Origin of the sequence: Pleurocapsa sp. CCALA 161 (assembly GCF_003003995.1) — a bacterium.
Lineage (GTDB): Bacteria > Cyanobacteriota > Cyanobacteriia > Cyanobacteriales > Xenococcaceae > Waterburya.
The window spans coordinates 34,915-50,884 of record NZ_PVWF01000006.1 but is presented as its reverse complement, the minus strand read 5'-3'; the positions used below and the strand labels follow the sequence as shown (position 1 = coordinate 50,884).

The 15,970-nt window shown below is 39.5% G+C and carries 13 protein-coding genes and 1 tRNA gene; 6 read left to right on the top strand and 8 right to left on the bottom strand.

The window, feature by feature from the left end:
* The first annotated feature begins 252 nt into the window (after positions 1–252).
* Together C7B62_RS02885 and C7B62_RS02880 are read left to right on the top strand one after the other, a co-directional pair.
* On the top strand, positions 253–762 hold the full coding sequence (locus C7B62_RS02885; protein ID WP_106233106.1) for a hypothetical protein: 510 nt from the start codon (positions 253–255) through the stop codon (positions 760–762).
* 217 nt (positions 763–979) lie between these two features.
* A complete protein-coding gene (locus C7B62_RS02880; protein WP_106233105.1) occupies positions 980–2,908 on the top strand; it encodes a penicillin-binding protein 2 in 1,929 nt (642 codons plus the stop codon).
* A gap of 295 nt (positions 2,909–3,203) precedes the next feature.
* Here the strand turns inward: C7B62_RS02880 and C7B62_RS02875 are convergent, their stop codons facing one another.
* Positions 3,204–4,157 (bottom strand): hypothetical protein, encoded by a 954-nt coding sequence (locus C7B62_RS02875; RefSeq protein WP_106233104.1) that lies wholly within the window; start codon positions 4,155–4,157, stop codon positions 3,204–3,206.
* 331 nt (positions 4,158–4,488) lie between these two features.
* Between C7B62_RS02875 and smc the strand changes: the two genes are divergently transcribed.
* Positions 4,489–8,268, top strand: a complete 3,780-nt coding sequence (smc, locus tag C7B62_RS02870; protein ID WP_106233103.1) for a chromosome segregation protein SMC — start codon at positions 4,489–4,491, stop codon at positions 8,266–8,268.
* Positions 8,269–8,528: 260 nt separating this feature from the next.
* Here the strand turns inward: smc and C7B62_RS02865 are convergent, their stop codons facing one another.
* The 3 genes from C7B62_RS02865 to C7B62_RS02855 form a co-directional block, all read right to left on the bottom strand.
* Entirely contained in the window at positions 8,529–9,305 is a 777-nt protein-coding gene (locus tag C7B62_RS02865; protein WP_106233102.1) for a sulfite exporter TauE/SafE family protein, read from the bottom strand.
* 83 nt (positions 9,306–9,388) lie between these two features.
* The gene (locus C7B62_RS02860) at positions 9,389–10,708 is read right to left on the bottom strand and encodes a hemolysin family protein (protein ID WP_106233101.1); all 1,320 of its coding nucleotides are present in this window, start codon (positions 10,706–10,708) and stop codon (positions 9,389–9,391) included.
* A gap of 61 nt (positions 10,709–10,769) precedes the next feature.
* On the bottom strand, positions 10,770–11,060 hold the full coding sequence (locus C7B62_RS02855) for a hypothetical protein (protein WP_146132039.1): 291 nt from the start codon (positions 11,058–11,060) through the stop codon (positions 10,770–10,772).
* Between the two features lie 50 nt (positions 11,061–11,110).
* Between C7B62_RS02855 and C7B62_RS02850 the strand changes: the two genes are divergently transcribed.
* A tRNA-Ile gene (locus C7B62_RS02850) sits at positions 11,111–11,183 on the top strand.
* Between the two features lie 148 nt (positions 11,184–11,331).
* Here C7B62_RS02850 and C7B62_RS02845 read toward each other — a convergent pair.
* Entirely contained in the window at positions 11,332–11,688 is a 357-nt protein-coding gene (locus tag C7B62_RS02845) for a serine/threonine protein kinase (RefSeq protein ID WP_106233099.1), read from the bottom strand.
* Positions 11,689–11,854: 166 nt separating this feature from the next.
* Between C7B62_RS02845 and pyrE the strand changes: the two genes are divergently transcribed.
* Positions 11,855–12,457 (top strand): orotate phosphoribosyltransferase, encoded by a 603-nt coding sequence (pyrE, locus tag C7B62_RS02840; protein WP_106233098.1) that lies wholly within the window; start codon positions 11,855–11,857, stop codon positions 12,455–12,457.
* A 186-nt stretch (positions 12,458–12,643) separates the two neighbouring features.
* Positions 12,644–13,153, top strand: coding sequence for a DUF4149 domain-containing protein (locus tag C7B62_RS02835; protein ID WP_106233097.1), 510 nt, complete (start codon positions 12,644–12,646; stop codon positions 13,151–13,153).
* Positions 13,154–13,225: 72 nt separating this feature from the next.
* Here C7B62_RS02835 and C7B62_RS02830 read toward each other — a convergent pair whose 3' ends face one another.
* The 3 genes from C7B62_RS02830 to psbQ all read right to left on the bottom strand — a co-directional run bounded on the left by C7B62_RS02830 (position 13,226) and on the right by psbQ (position 15,884).
* Positions 13,226–13,903 (bottom strand): hypothetical protein, encoded by a 678-nt coding sequence (locus tag C7B62_RS02830; protein WP_106233096.1) that lies wholly within the window; start codon positions 13,901–13,903, stop codon positions 13,226–13,228.
* Positions 13,904–14,062: 159 nt separating this feature from the next.
* Positions 14,063–15,235, bottom strand: coding sequence for an FAD-binding oxidoreductase (locus C7B62_RS02825; RefSeq protein ID WP_106233095.1), 1,173 nt, complete (start codon positions 15,233–15,235; stop codon positions 14,063–14,065).
* A 79-nt stretch (positions 15,236–15,314) separates the two neighbouring features.
* Entirely contained in the window at positions 15,315–15,884 is a 570-nt protein-coding gene (gene psbQ, locus C7B62_RS02820; RefSeq protein ID WP_106233094.1) for a photosystem II protein PsbQ, read from the bottom strand.
* Positions 15,885–15,970 lie beyond the last annotated feature (86 nt).

Below are 15,970 nucleotides of genomic sequence, written 5' to 3'. Positions count from 1 at the left end.
AAGGTTTGAAAATAGTGAGGCAATTTTGGGCATAATAAACAATCAAAAAAATAATTAGCGATGTTAATTTTGCTTAAAAATGAAAAAAAATTAAACCAAAATTTTCTTTTATTCAATCTTTATCTAAGCTTCATCTTATCTTTATTGACTTCAAGATCAACTATTAATTTTTAATAATTTTGCTCTTATCATTTTTTTGAATGTAAGCTAAAATTCGCCCAATGGCTTAACAAAAAACATGGAGATTGATCAATGTCGGCTCTTAGAAAACCTGATTTTTCGACTGATTACTATTATCCTCAAGCTCAACCTCACGAGGTTGTTAATCAGCCGAACATAGTTCAGCGATCGCCAGAACAACCGACAAAACTTGTTAAGCCGAAGGCTTTCCGTACCAACAATCTGCCTAAAAAGCTACAAACCCTTTCCTTAATCCAAAAAAGTTCTTTTGGTTTGGCGATCGCCACTATGACTGCCAGCATCAGTCTCTATGTTTCTACAGTAAAAATTCCCGATTTATGGAGTCAGGAGTATCAACATTTAGAAAATTTGCAGTTACAGGAACGCCAGTTAGTAGCAGTTAACGAAACAATTAAATATCAGCTTGCTCAAGCAGCAGGGCAAGACAAAAGATTGACAATCCCAGAGCCAGAATCGGCAATTTTTGTTAGTCCCGCTCAAGTTCAGGCGAGAAAACCAGTAGATCGTCAGCCCAGCCAGCAAGAAATAGCCAAGTTAAAATATGAAAGTTTGGGATATTAAGCTAAAAAAAATTGAGATTTTCATGGTTATTAGTTAGTATCAATTTTTGCTGCTTTTTATTTACTAATTGTTCTCTAAATAAAAGTCAAAATAACTTTAATTGATACAGTTATCTTTGCATGAAATTACTGAGTTGAGCAATCTAGGTAAATTTATGTAGATAGCAAAAAAATACCCATAACTCATCTTAAATGTTAGACAGCTTAGAAGCTCAACTATGTCCAAATCTAAGTTTAAACTTCCTTTCAAGTCAAATAGCAGAAATTCCTTAAAGCCAACTAAACGACAGCAGCCACAACGTCGCCCTTCGTCCCGCAATGGTCGCAACAGCGATTGGGAGAGAACAATGCCAACTGCGAATACGGCGATCGCTAGACTATTTATCATTTGGGGTATTCTAGTTATTGGAGCATTTGCTTTGGGAGCTAAACTGTATTATCTCCAGGTCATCGATCCGGCAATTAAATACGAGCAAGCACCTCAAGGGAAAAAATTAAGCCAGATCGCCACAGATCAGCAAACAACCAAGCTAAATTTTTATATTCCTCGTCGTCAAATTGTAGATCGCCAGCAAAATGTTTTAGCCACCGACCGTATTACCTATACTCTTTACGTCCATCCTCATCTATTTAGGCGTAATTCCCAAGCAGTACCCGCAGCAGAAATTGCCGAACAACTATCAGCAATATTGGGTAAGCAAACTCCCGCCGAACTATTAGCCATCTTTGCCAAACAAGACTGGGGTATTCTTTTGTCAAAAGATCTGCCCGAATCTGTCAAAGAGAAAATTGTCGGGATGCAAATTGATGGTTTGGATCTCAAGCAAAACTACACTCGTTTTTATCCTCATCAAGATATGGCGGCAGAGGTCACAGGCTATGTTAATTTAGACAGCACTCGTACTCCCCAAGCAGGAGTAGAATACACTCAAAATAAGCTTTTAGAACGCAAGCCGATTAGCTGGAAGATGACTCGCAGCTTTGAAAACTCAAAATCGATCTTTCATCCAGGAAATTTAGAGCGATCGCAACAGCTATTTAACTTCGACGATCTGCGACTACAGCTAACTATTGACCTGAGATTACAGCAGATTGCCCGCAATGCCCTCAAAGTACAGATGGATAAATATAAGGCAAGGAAGGGTGCGGTGATTGTCATGGATGTTCGTGATGGAGCGATCGCTGCTTTGGTATCAGAACCTACTTACAATCCGAATACTTACTATAAATCTAAGATTGAACTATTTAAAAACTGGGCAATCACCGATCTTTATGAGCCTGGTTCAACTTTTAAGCCGATTAATCTTGCCCTGGCTTTGGATGCAGGGGTTATCGATCCTGACGATACTTTTAATGATACGGGAGAAATTAAAATTAAGGATGCATTGGTGCGTAATCACGATTTTGCCACAGAAGGCGCAAGAGGAAAATTAACTCTGGCTGAAATTCTTAAGTATTCTAGCAATGTCGGCATGATCAAGATTATACAACGCATGAAACCTTTAGATTACTATCATGATCTGCAAAAGTTAGGAATTGAGGATCAAATCGATTTTGATATTCCTGGTTATACTCCAGGCAGATTAAAAAATGAGGTGGAATTTACTGTCAGAGAAATTGAACCTGCCACTACCTCTTTTGGTCAGGGTTTTTCTTTGACTCCCCTGAAGTTAATTCAGCTTCATGCAGCCATAGCTAATCAAGGGAAATTAATCACGCCCCATGTAGTTAGAGGTTTATCAGACTATAAAGGCTATCTTCACTATTCCCAACCACCAAATAGCAAGCAAATCTTCTCACCCAAAACTGCTAAAACGGTTTTAGAAATGATGGAAGAAGTGGTTGAAGATGGAAGTGGCTATGCTGCCAAAATTAAAGGCTATCGTATTGCGGGTAAAACTGGGACTTCTCAAAAAGCAGTTGGTCAAGGAGGATACGATGACAAAGCCAAAATCACCAGCTTTGTGGGGATATTTCCTGTAGAAGCACCTCGATATGCAGTTTTAGCGGTAGTGGACGAACCTCATGGAAAATATACCTTCGGCTCTACCGTTGCTGCACCGATAGTTGGCTCGGTGATTCAGAGCATTATTAATATGGAAGGTATCCCACCTAGTAATGTATATCACAAGGCAGCAAATCCTTAATTAGCTGAATTTGGCACAAGCCCAGTGTTGCGCGATCGCCTGTATCTCTATTCCTAATTTTATTTAGCCGATCAAAATTCTCTCGTTCACACTGAGTCTATCGATCACTTTTTAAATTAGCAGCTGATGTTACGCAGTTAAACGAGATTTCAATAGTTTCAGTAATTGTTGAGAACGAAATCTCAAGGGTTTAAGACCTGACGTGCGTAACATCAGTTAGCAGTTAGCAGACAGCAGATATATGAGGTAATTAATGTTCACCTCAATATATCTGCTAATTGATTAAAAGTTCAATTTAGGCAAATTCAAAAGCCCCGTCAACAGCATGAGGATCGACGGTTACATCACTACCGTAATTAAAATTTCCATCATGATTAATGGTAAGAGTACCTGTCACATCAAAATCATGAGCATCGCTACCGCGAGAACCATCAGCACCCTGATCGCTATATAAACCTAATTTAATTTGGTTATCTGACTCTTCAAGGACAGTAACCGCGACAGTATGACCAGCAATGTTAACCTTGTCTCCATCACCACCACTACCACTGAAGTCCATGATAGTATCTTGACCGATATTGTCTAGCCAGTGATCGTGATAATTATTATTTTCTCCTGTTACACCTGCCCAATCAATTTTGCCTTCACCATCAACATGTTGTTGGTAAATTTCGGGTTTGGCATTTAATAATGCGGTAATGTCAAAGGTGTTGGCTCCTTCAGTACCAGTCAATAAATCATCACCAGTTCCGTTGGGATTTGTATATTGGGAACTAAAGTCCAGTTTCTCGATGTCATTGCCATCATCAACATTTACGGGAATATTAGAGTTTTCAATTGGTGTGCCAGCATTACTAGAGCTGCCCAATGTGGCAACTTCACCGCTTTGGTCTTGATTTGTCTCTAATGAATCTGCATCGTTTGGTTCAGATTTTTCTAGATCATTTTTCTCCTCCATATTTACGGAAGTATTAGAGCTTTCAATCGGTGTACCAGCATTACCTGGGCTGTCCAGAGTGTCAGCTTCACCGTTTTGCTCTTGATTCGTCTCTAATGAATCTGCATCGTTTGGTTCAGATTTCTCTAGATCATTTTTCTCCTCCATATTTACGGAAGTATCAGAGCTTTCGGTCATTTCTGACCCTGTATCAGATTGTTCTAACCCTAAGTCTTGATAATTTTCCTCTTGATTGGCAAAATCGTAGTCTGCATCATGAGAATTTTGATAGTTGTCTTGTGCTTCGTACATAAACCAAATAATGAGCTAGAAAGTTTGCATCTGGCAACAATAAATATTTCAATTAATTATTTGCTACCACGTAGCTGAAAATACAGCAAAACTGTGAAGAATATGAAAAAGAGATCTGAGCGCAGATGTAAAAATCATTGGTATTTTCTGTTGGTTAATTTTCCTTATTGCCTTTTGAAGCTTGTCTGAGAAATATTACCAAGTGTTAAGAAAACTAGTTTTTTCCACCCATATTGCTTAATTACAGGTACAACCAGTAGTGTTCCCAATAACGTGACCGTCAATTAGTACAAAAATACTATTTTATTTTACCGAGTCGAAACTATAGTTCATGGTTCATATTAAGCGTGTTGAACTGTCTCACTTTAAATCCTTTGGTGGTACAACAAAAGTTCCTATATTACCTGGTTTTACCGTAGTTTCGGGACCAAATGGCTCGGGAAAGTCAAATATTTTAGATGCCTTGCTGTTTTGTTTAAATTTGGCGAGTTCTAAGGGAATGCGCGCCGATCGCCTGCCAGATTTGGTCAATAATAAGCATATTGCTAATGGCAAAGCCGCAGAAGCGGTGGTTTCTGTTACTTTTGACTTGACCGATCTGGGTGATTTGTCCGATGTGGTGACAACGGTGACTGATGCGAAAGCTTTGATTTCTGCTGCCGAAGAATTGCCAGAGGTTTCGGGAAATAGCAGCAACGAGAATGAAAATAGTAATGGTGCAGAAGAGGAACAATTAGAAGAGTTAGCAGAAGTAGAAACAGCCTCGGTAGATCAAGATGATAAAAAAATAATTGCGATCACCAATGGTGATAGTCTGGAATGGAAAATTACTCGTAGGTTACGGGTAGGGAAGAAGGGTAATTATACTTCAACGTTTTATATTAACGGGGAAGTGTCTAGCGCGACGGAAGTTCATGAACAGCTACAGAAGTTAAGGATTTATCCTGAAGGGTATAACGTGGTGTTGCAGGGGGATGTTACCAGCATCATTACAATGAATTCTAAGGAAAGACGGGAAATTATCGATGAGTTGGCGGGAGTTGGCGCATTTGATCGTAAAATTCAGCAAACCCGTAATACGCTAGAAAAAGTACGGGAAAAAGAAGAAAAATGCCATATTATTGCTCAAGAACTGATTGCTAATCGCGATCGCCTTGCCGCAGATCGAGTCAAAGCGGAAAAATATCGTAAGTTAAAAGAGCAGGTACAGGCAAAGAAAATCCATGAGCAGGTTTTAGTTTGGCGATCGCTGACTCAACAGCAAGAAGAGTTACAGGTTCAGGTGGCTGCCGGGGATACAGAAGCCTTACAGCTAAATGAAAGTATTGGCAAACTAAATACAGAAATAATGGAAGAGAGTGCTAAGTTAGAAACTCTCAATGCTCAAGTCAAGGCTTTGGGAGAAGATGAACAGTTATCCGTCGCCTCGGATTTAGCTACTCAAAAAGCTAAACAGCTTACTCAAGAGCAAAAATTAGGGGAATTAAATAATACGAGCCAGCAGCAGCAGCTAACGTTAGTTCAGACAGAACAGAGTTTAGAACAATATCAGCGGGAGATCAAACAGCTTGCTCAAGAGCAATCCAGGCTGGAACAGGAGATTATTCCTACTCTCACAAGTAATACGGCGACATCTAGAGAAGCTGTTACCCAGAGTAAAAATAATGCCAATGCGATCGCTGAAGCTTCTGAAGCTTGGGTGCAGGAACAGGCAAACTTATCTCGTCAGGTATCGGCAATCCAGGAAACCCTTAATCCTCAGCGTACTGAACAAGCCAGAATTAGTGAGAGATACAATCAGCTAGATCAAACGATTAAGGAACAAACTGAGTCATTAGAAGCAGTTGACGCAGAATTAAAAGTTAAACAAGCTGAATATGATACCTTGTCAAGTCAGGTGGCGACAGAACAAGGTCATGTCCAGTCAATTGCCCAACAGTTAGCAGAAGCCGAAAGCGATCGCGCTTTACAGCAGGAAACCCAAGCACGTCTGTTAAAAGAACAGCGAGACAAACAGCGAGAGCTAGATAAACTAGAAGCAAAGAAACAGGCACAGCAGGAAGTACAGGGAACTTATGCCAGTAAAATTATCCTCAACTCCAATCTTTCAGGGATAGAGGGGTTGGTTGTCCAGCTAGGGCAAGTAGAACAGCGTTATCGCCTGGCTTTAGAGACTGCTGCGGGAGGAAGATTAGGCTTTATTGTCGTCGAAAGCGATCGCGTTGCTGCCCAAGGGATTGAATTGCTTAAACGAGAGCGGGGAGGGAGAGCAACTTTTTTACCTTTGAATAAGATTCAAGCACCATCTTTAGGTAATGTTGCCACGATGCGTTTTGGTCGTGGTTTTATCGACTTGGCTGTCAATTTAGTCGACTGCGATCCGCGCTATGAGGAGATTTTTGCCTATGTATTTGGCGGAACGATTGTGTTTGACAATCTTGATAATGCCCGTTCTCAGTTAGGCAAGCACCGTATTGTGACTTTAGAAGGGGAAATTCTCGAAGCTAGTGGAGCAATGACAGGTGGAAGCCAATCTAGTCGTTCCAGCCTTCATTTTGGGGCAACAGCCAACCGCGAACCTGAAGTTGAAGCGTTAAAAGAGCGTCTGGCAGAAATAGCCCGCATCCTAAACAACTATGACCAAACAATAGCAGATCAGTTAGCACAGATCAAGGATTTAGAGTCAGAATTAACCGCAGCCAGACAGCTTGGTCGAGATAGCAAAATGCTGTCGGAACAGTTAGAAAAAGATTTAAAACGTTTAACTGGACAAAGAGAATTATTAATTAATCAACTACACACCAACCGTCAAGAAAGAGATGAGATTCAGTCTCGTTTAGAAAGTTTAAATCGCGAAATTCCTCAACAAGAAGCAAGCTTAAACGAATTACAGCAGCAGCTAAAAATATTAGAAGACTCGTATGCTCAAAGTGAATGGCAACAGGTACGTTCTATAATTGCCAGTCAAGAAGAACAGCTAAGACAACACGAACAAGCTTTAAGACAGGCAGAAACTCAACTATTAGAATTAACTAATAAACATCAAAGAGCCAGAGAGAAATTCACCGAAGCAGAACAGAATATTGTTCAAATAACCAATGAACGATTAAGAATTAAAGAGCAACAAGCAGAAATAAATAAACAGCTAAAAGAAATTACCGAAAAGATTGCGACTACAGAAATAAAATTAGCTAAATTATCAGAAAAATTAGGAGTAACCAAACAAGAACGCGATCGCCTAGAAACTAAGTTAAAAGAATTGCGCGATCGCCATCAAAAACAAACCTGGACATTAGAAAAACTCCAAGCAACACAGCAAGAAAGGCAAGCAACTTTACAAACCTTACAACAGCAAATAGCCGAACAAGAACAAGAACTACCCGATCCTATTCCTGAAATTCCTCAGTTAGTTAATGATGATGGTATTGAAGCGGGAGAATCAATTACTTTTGCCAATCTTCAGGAACAGGTAGAGCAGCTACAAAAGCAGATTCGCAATGGCGAAAAACGTCTTGAAGCCATGGAACCTGTCAACATGTTGGCGTTAGAAGAATACGAAAAAACCGAAGCGAGACTACAGGAACTTTCCCACAAACTAGATACGATTGAAGCAGAAAGAACTGAATTATTGTTACGGGTAGAGAAATTTACCACTCTCCGTTTACGAGCATTTAAAGAATCTTACGATGCGGTAAATGAGAACTTCCAAAAAATCTATGCCGAACTATCCGATGGTGATGGACATCTACAGTTAGAAGACGAAAACGATCCTTTCAACGGTGGTTTAAACTTAGTTGCTCACCCCAAAGGTAAACCAGTACAAAAACTTAGTTCCATGTCTGGAGGCGAAAAATCCTTAACTGCATTAGGCTTTATTTTTTCTCTACAAAAATACCGTCCATCTCCTTTCTATGCCTTTGATGAAGTAGATATGTTCCTCGACGGTGCTAATGTCGAAAAGCTCTCTCGGATGGTCAAACAACAGGCACAGGAAGCACAGTTTATTGTAGTTAGTCTGCGTCGTCCGATGATCGAAGCCTCAGAAAGAACCATCGGTGTCACCCAAGCCAGAGGCGCTCATACTCAGGTATTAGGAATTAAGATGAAATAAAGGGACTTTACTTCTAGTAACGCTTCGCTTAAGTAACAAGTAGCAAGTTAGATATAAGTAGCTAGGCATAATTAATTTAAAGACTGATATGAGGTGGTGGAGTAGTGGAGATAGGGGAGTAGGGGAGAAAAATAAGAATCCGTTATTTTATATTTAATTCCACCCAGGTACTTAATTAGGGTTTAAGGTTAACAAAATGGTATCTTTACTTAAGCTTTCATCTACTAGCTATAAGCTATAAATTTTTTGATGATCTGTATTTAGCTGAGATTTTGATAGCTGATCCAGGCTTTCCAAAAGTTGAATAGTGCCATCGATACTAAAAACAAATTAAAAACTTTGCTCACCAAAGAATTAGACATTTTGGGCAGTAGCCTCGTCCCCAGTTGAGAACCCACCATCCCACTAATTCCTAAAATTAGACCTGGAATAAACAGAACATTGCCTTGAGATAAATGATAGACACAAGATGAAATCGTTGCTGTCACAATCACCCCTAAGCTGGTGCGAACTGCTGTTTTAATGTCTTCGTTCAATAGCAACATTTGTAGAGGAACCATAATTACACCGCCACCAATCCCCAAAAGGCCAGCCAAAAAACCAGCAAGTCCTCCCGTAATCGCTCTAGCAGCTACGGGGTTAAACGCCTGAGTTGATTGATGTTGCTTCGCCGCAATGCTCTGTTTAAGCTGAATCAAGGCAATATTAATGAGCATAAAAGAGGCAAAGACAATTAGCAAAATATACTCTGATATTTCTCCTGTTAAATATGCTCCCAAAGGAGCAAAAATAATCGCTGGTATTGCTAGATAGATCACCCTCTGTAGATTCAGGTAACCCATTTTCCAATTATAAAAACTACCAGCACTAGAATTCATGATGATCACCAGACTACTAGTGGCAACCGCCTGGGGAAAAGGATAGTTCAAGGCAACTAATAAAGACACAATGATAAATCCGCCGCCAATGCCCAAGATGCCAGCCATAACCCCTGCAAACAAACCAACTCCAGCTAAAATCAGCCAGCTTCCATCCATAATTCTGATTAATTGTATTTATCTATTACAATCTAAATTATGAATCATCCTTAATCTGATTACCCCAGCTTAAGAATAGTCGGCTAACGGGTAATCAAGATTTGATAGAGTCGGTTGCTATCGGCAATGGTGACAGTGAAAGCCAGGTTCTCATATTCCAGCTTTTCTCCTTGATGGGGGATCTTTTGCCATTTTTCCAACAAGAAGCCGCCTAAAGTGTTGTATTCGTCGGCTAGAGGCAGAGTTAAATCTAGCTGCTCGTTTACTTCCTCCAGGTTGATCTGTGCCGAAACCAAAAATGTATTTTCGTCTATCTTTTGGACTGCTTCAATTCCTGTTTCAGGATCGCTACCAGCATCACCAACGATCTCGGCAATTAAGTCATGGAGAGTAATTAAACCCGATGTCCCGCCGAATTCATCGATCACTACCAACATTTTTTGTTGCGATCGCTGCATGGAAGGTAAAAGTTCATTTAGGGATGTGGATTCAGGAATAAAACTCACAGGTTCTATCCATGACTCTAGAGTAGAATTACAGTCGATATTGCCCTGTGCTAGAGGCTCTGCTAGTTTCTTATAGTGAATAATTCCGCGGATATCATCGAGAGACTCCCCAACTACAGGATACCCAGAATAGCCATATTCAGCGATCGCCTGTAATAATTCACCAAAAGTAGTATCTAGGGTCAAAAATTTGATATCGGTGCGGGGAATCATTACTTCTTCGGCAGTATCATCCCGAAATTCAAACACATTTTTAAGCAGTTGCCTTTGTTCTGCTTCCAAACCAATCGATTCTTTTTCTGTAGCAATTATCAACTGTAGTTCTTCGGAGGTGACTTTTTCATACCAGCCATCACCGCTATATTCAACTCCTATCAGCTTGAGCAAAAGACGAGTGGATAAATTCAAAATTGCGACAAAAGGTCTGAAAATACGGGCAATGGCAACACTAGGAGGCCCAAAAAACCGAGCTAGCTGCTCAGGATACATCAAAGCCACCGACTTAGGACATAGTTCGCCTAAAACAATTTGCAAGTATGCCAAAATAATAAATGACAAAGGCAAAGCTAGAGAATGAGCCAGAGATTTAGAGATATAACTCGGTAAATTAATCCCCTCAATTAAAACAATAATTGACACAGCGATCGTTTTTTCGCCAACCCAGCCTAACGCTAAACTAGAAAGAGTAATCCCTAGTTGAGTAGTAGATAATAAACGGTTAATACTTCTTTGCAGAGACTGTACAGTTTGAGCCTGAACATCTCCATCTCTAACTAACTGACTGATGCGAGAACGACGAACCGAAACAATCGAAAACTCTGCGGTAACGAAAAAAGCATTAATCGCAATTAAAAGCAAAACACCAACTAGAGTCAACCACAAATGTTGTTCAGCCATCAACCCACTAACAAGAAACAAAGAGTATAAGCCTGCATCACAAAACTAGCTTGTTGAGTCATTATTTATTTTGATTCATTACCTCAGACACTTGTTGCAAAATTTCTTCTTCTTTAATAATTTCTAAACCTTTATGTTCTCCACCTAAAGGCTTTTGATTAGGATCTTGGTTATCAGAATTAATATCTGGTTGAGTTACTACTTTCAAAGCCTGACTACCCATAAAGTAGCCAATGTAAGAGCTAGCCACGCTAGCCAACAGCATCATCAAGAATAAGAATATAGTGAGCCACAACTTAACTCTAATTTTCATGCGATCGCAATTTTCTTTTATTTTTATTGATCTTGTCAAAGATAACCGACTTATCTAATATAATGGTCTACTGGAGAAAAAATAAACATCCAGGGTTGGCCGAGCGGTTTAGGCAACAAACTCATAATTTGTGCAAGGCAGGTTCAACTCCTGCACCCTGGACTTAGATTAAACAACAAAGCAGATTGAGAAAAGCCAGGAAAACAAAAAAGTAAGTCTTACCTCTTCTCAGTTCTGTTATTCTTAATTAGATTTTGTCAAAAAATTACTGACAGCGATCGCGTTTGATGCCTTAAACTTACTAAGCTTATTAAAATGCAATATAGTTAGGATTTTCACGCAAAGAGGTATCATAGGGATTCTCCAAATCTCTAGTAACTAAATACTCTCCTGAAGATGTTTGCTTAGATAAACTTTGCTGATAAAGTTGGTCTACCGCTTTTCCATCGATAGAAATATGCTGCTCAGGGTATCCTGTCAAACCAACAATAGTGTTAATTTGACCAAAAATATTGCTTTGTTTAAAAGCATCTTTACCTCTTTTGTGATAGGCGTCTTTAAACGCATCATCTAAAGGCTTCATTTCTGCTTGAGCTTCAACTGCAAATAGACTAGCAATAGCTGCTACTACTAAGACTTGACTTAGTTTAATAAATTTAATAGACATTACTTTACTTAATATTTGTGAATAAACTAACGGCTACAGATTACTCGGTCGTGTTATTATTTCCCTGCTGATTAGGGCGACAAAGCTACTGTAACTTCTGCTCAATCCTAGCTGAAGATCTAATGAAAGAACAGTCCATATATATCTTTTCTCCTGCACTCAACTTATGAACACGGAACAAACCCATTCTTCTCTAGCTACAGCTAATACAGATACTTTACGCCAGGTTCTTTTAGATTTAATTGTTAAAGATGCCTATGTCGAAGGAGATTTTACCCTTTCTTCGGGAGCTAAAAGTTCTTACTATATTAATTGCAAACAGGTAACTTTAAACGCAATCGGCGCATTAGCTCTTGGTCGCTTATTATGGCAAAAATTACCCCAAGATACTTCAGCCGTTGCTGGTTTAACTCTGGGTGCAGACCCAATGGTATCAGCAGTAAGCGTTGTTTCTGCCTATGAAAACCAGCCGATTCCCGCTTTAATTATCCGTAAACAGCCTAAAGGACATGGTACAAAGGCTTATATCGAAGGTCCTTCTTTAGCCGAGGGAGCTAAAGTAATTGTCCTAGAAGATGTGGTAACTACTGGTGGATCAGCATTAACCGCCGTTGAAAGACTGCAAGCTGCGGGATATGAGGTGACACAAATATTGGCTTTAGTAGATCGAGAACAGGGGGGAAAAGAACTATATAAATCTCAAGGAATTGTATTTCAGACTCTATTTTCCATTCAAGAAATACAACAGCAATATGCTCAAAAAAACTAAGTATTTATGACTATTTTAATTTAAACTGTTGACTGCAAATCAAACTTATTTTTTGACTGTTCATCGATCGCTGTTCATTACTAATTGTAAAGCCTTAGAGCTTCTTCAAAAGACTTTACTTTTCGTTATACGAGACGGTTAAGTTATTGGTTAAGCTGTGAGAGTAATAATTTTTTTTATATTCTTATGCAAGCATTTTCTCCTCGTAATTCTATCTCAGCAAACTGGTCTACAATGATTATGTTTGCTTTAGGATTTTGGCTCAGTGGTAGCTTAGTTTTTGACTTTTTAGTTGTGCCTGGAATGTTAACAACTGGCATGATGAATGAGCCTGGATTTGCTAGTGCTGGGTACGTTATTTTTGGTACGTTTAATCATTTAGAATTGCTTTGTGCTGCCACGGTTTTAGCAGGTTGTTTAGTCTATCGTTATGGCAGCAATAGAGCTAGCAATGTAGATGCTAAGTCAGTTTTGTTAGCTAGTGGTTTACTAATTATTGCTCTGACATATACTTATATTTTGACTCCACAGATGAGCAGCTTGGGGATGCCGTTAGATTTATTTGCTACTGCTAAAGTTATGCCTACTTCTATGGCTTCAATGCATATTGCCTACTGGAGCTTGGAAATAGCTAAATTAGTCAGTGCTGCCTTCTTATTACGTCTTTTCTACCGTAATTCTTGCAGCATCGGTTGATAAGTTCAAATAGTTTAATGTTTAATTAAATAGTGCAGGAATATATAGCTAAGTAAGGCAATTATTTCTGCGCTATATTTTTATTTTTTTTATTTCTTGCTGACAAATCCACCAGAAGTAAATAGTTAAATTAATCAAACCAATCAGTTTAGTTCCATCTTCCAGCATAGCCCGAATACCACGACCACCAAGGGGAGCGATATCGATCGCACTAGAAAATCCAAACAAGAAAAAGGATACTAGGAGAGGAACATAGGGAGTCTGGCGAATTGTCCGCCGAAAGACAACAGCATAGCTGATCAGGATCAAGCCATAAATACTGTAAACGCTTAATTTAACGACCTTACAAGCCCCAAAAAAGGCACATAAAAGTAAAGTAACCCGAAAGCGATCGTCAAAAAAAAGTAGTAGCATCACTATCGAGCTACCCCAAAGAAACAACTGAAAAAATCGATTTGACTTAGGCAAGAGAAAAGAGGTAAACAGGCAGATAGAGATAGCAGTACACCAAAGAATTTCTGAAATGCTAGTCAACCAACCTGCATAAAAAATATTGAAATAAAAAGGATCGCTAAACAAATTTTCGATACCCGAACCCTTACTTTTAATTTTGGCATAGATGCTTAACAGGCTTAAAAAGACAATTGCTAGAGCATTTGACCAAATTAGAACGGGGATACTTTGAAAGTGCTGTTTTCCCTGTTTAAACCAGGACTTAAACATTGGGAAAGCGGTAAATTTATCACTCATTAATGACAAGCCAAAAGATTCAAAATTTTAAAAATTAGATTAATTTCATCCTCCATCCTATCCTCAAAAAAAATAAAGTTGTTAGCTGTTTAGTGACTAAATGGTGGCTTTGCATAGTGCAATATGCTCAAACGAATACTTCAAATTAGCCCCAACGTATTAAGATCGGGGGGTTAACGTTAACATCTGCACTACTTCTAAAGCTGTTGCGGGGGCGAGTAAAACACCGTTGCGATAATGTGCCGTAGCTAGCAAGACATTACTATAGCCTGAGAGTTTTTCAATGATAGGTGCAGCTCTACCTTCGGGGCGAGGACGTTTACCTGACCAGGTTTCTAGAATTGTTGCTGATTTTAATTCTGGGCAAAAAGCGATCGCTCCTGCCATTAATTCAGCCAATAAATCCTGATTAGCAATACTTGCCTCAGTTTCCGTGGGAAATTCTACCGTTGCCCCCAACCAATATTGATTATTACCTAGTGGGACAAGATGGATATCATTGCCTGTGATTACAGGTTGAAAATCAGCATTACCCAAAGCCCGATCTAGCTGTAATTTAATTGCCTGTCCGAGGACGGGACGAATGGGAATTTCTTGCTGTAGAGATTGAGTCAGGGGAGTTGAACCCAACCCTGCGGAAATAATCAACTCCTCGACTGATATTTGACCGATGCTGGTCACCAAATATTCACAGCTTACTATATTTTGCTTGGCGCTCTTCTTAGCGACTTGGCGACTTGGCGCGAAATCATCATCTTGCTCACCTAAACACAATCTAGTCTGAGTTACAAAATCTTGCACCTCTACCCCAAACATAAACTTAACACCGTTAGCCCTAGCCCCCGCGACTAGAGCTTTAGTCAGTTCCACAGGATTGATTTGTCTATCTTGAGGAGAATAGACAGCGCCGATGATATCTTCGTGCAGGATCTTAGGACAATGTTGGGTAATAAAAGCGCGATCGCCAATTTCTAAAGTCCAGCCTTCAACAGCACGAAATTTTTGCAATTCTTGCCATTTTTCAAGATTCTCTCCAGCAAATAAAAGTTTTAAAATGCCTTGCTGATTTACAGGGATCTTCAATCCTGTTTGAGCTTCAAGTTCAGGAATTAGGGTTTGATAGCGTTTAAGACTATTGCTACGAAAGCGCCAAGCACGACCTTTTTTCTTGTGGCTAATTGCTCCCATCAATACCCCTAAAGCTGCTCCTGTTGCCCCGTGAGCAGGAGTATTCTTGTCGATGACGGTAATGTCTAATCCTGGAATTAAGCTGAGTTCATAAGCGATCGCTGCACCCACAATGCCACAGCCAATGACGACAATTTTGCTCATCTATTAATTATTAATCAAAAAAGGCTCGGCAGCGCCAAGCCCAGATAATTTGTATATTGCGTATATAACGAGAAATAAATTAGGCGTTGTCCTTCTCGTCAAAATTAGGAACAATTTGTTCGATAGTTTCTTCTACTTCTGCTTTTACGCCTGCAAACGTATTTTCTGCTTCTTTCATCGCTTGTTTAGCAGGATTTTCGGGTTGTTTGGTCTGAGGAATTAGACTAGCATAGATATCCAGGTCGGATACAGCTTCTTTATACTGATTGATGGCTACAGTGTAGTTTTTTTCGCTGACCGCAGCATCAATATTTTCCAAGTGTCTAAAAATATCTTTGGCTACATTTAAAGCTGGCTCTTGTTCCTCGGGAAGCAAAGTATTAGATAGGTAAGTTAAGTCTCTTCTAATTGAGCCGAGGGGCCCATGAAGAAAGGAATCAGCATTAACCCAATCTTCTTTGGCAATTGACTGACCAAGTTCGGGAATTCTCTCACGAGCGATGTCTAGGGGAATGCGGTACGTACTAATTTTTTGTAACTTTTCGGGGGTATAGGTTGGCGGTGCGGAAACAGCACCACCACCACAGCTAACTAACAAAGTTGTAGCCAGTACCAATATTAGTGAAAGAATAGGGCGAAAAATTTTCATCTTGCTCAAAACAAATATTACTCTGCTTTAATTTTCTCAGGAAAACTGCATCTTAAAAAACTTTACAGCAACAAAAATGAAATCGC

Excerpts from the sequence above, each read along its gene's own strand:
- C7B62_RS02885 (WP_106233106.1), top strand. The coding sequence starts at position 253 with ATGTCGGCTCTTAGAAAACCTGATTTTTCGACTGATTACTATTATCCT.
- pyrE (WP_106233098.1), top strand. The coding sequence starts at position 11,855 with ATGAACACGGAACAAACCCATTCTTCTCTAGCTACAGCTAATACAGAT.
- C7B62_RS02860 (WP_106233101.1), bottom strand. The coding sequence starts at position 10,708 with ATGGCTGAACAACATTTGTGGTTGACTCTAGTTGGTGTTTTGCTTTTA.
- C7B62_RS02865 (WP_106233102.1), bottom strand. The coding sequence starts at position 9,305 with ATGGATGGAAGCTGGCTGATTTTAGCTGGAGTTGGTTTGTTTGCAGGG.
- C7B62_RS02825 (WP_106233095.1), bottom strand. The coding sequence starts at position 15,235 with ATGAGCAAAATTGTCGTCATTGGCTGTGGCATTGTGGGTGCAGCGATC.
- C7B62_RS02845 (WP_106233099.1), bottom strand. The coding sequence starts at position 11,688 with ATGTCTATTAAATTTATTAAACTAAGTCAAGTCTTAGTAGTAGCAGCT.
- smc (WP_106233103.1), top strand. The coding sequence starts at position 4,489 with ATGGTTCATATTAAGCGTGTTGAACTGTCTCACTTTAAATCCTTTGGT.
- C7B62_RS02875 (WP_106233104.1), bottom strand. The coding sequence starts at position 4,157 with ATGTACGAAGCACAAGACAACTATCAAAATTCTCATGATGCAGACTAC.
- C7B62_RS02830 (WP_106233096.1), bottom strand. The coding sequence starts at position 13,903 with ATGAGTGATAAATTTACCGCTTTCCCAATGTTTAAGTCCTGGTTTAAA.
- C7B62_RS02835 (WP_106233097.1), top strand. The coding sequence starts at position 12,644 with ATGCAAGCATTTTCTCCTCGTAATTCTATCTCAGCAAACTGGTCTACA.
- psbQ (WP_106233094.1), bottom strand. The coding sequence starts at position 15,884 with ATGAAAATTTTTCGCCCTATTCTTTCACTAATATTGGTACTGGCTACA.
- C7B62_RS02880 (WP_106233105.1), top strand. The coding sequence starts at position 980 with ATGTCCAAATCTAAGTTTAAACTTCCTTTCAAGTCAAATAGCAGAAAT.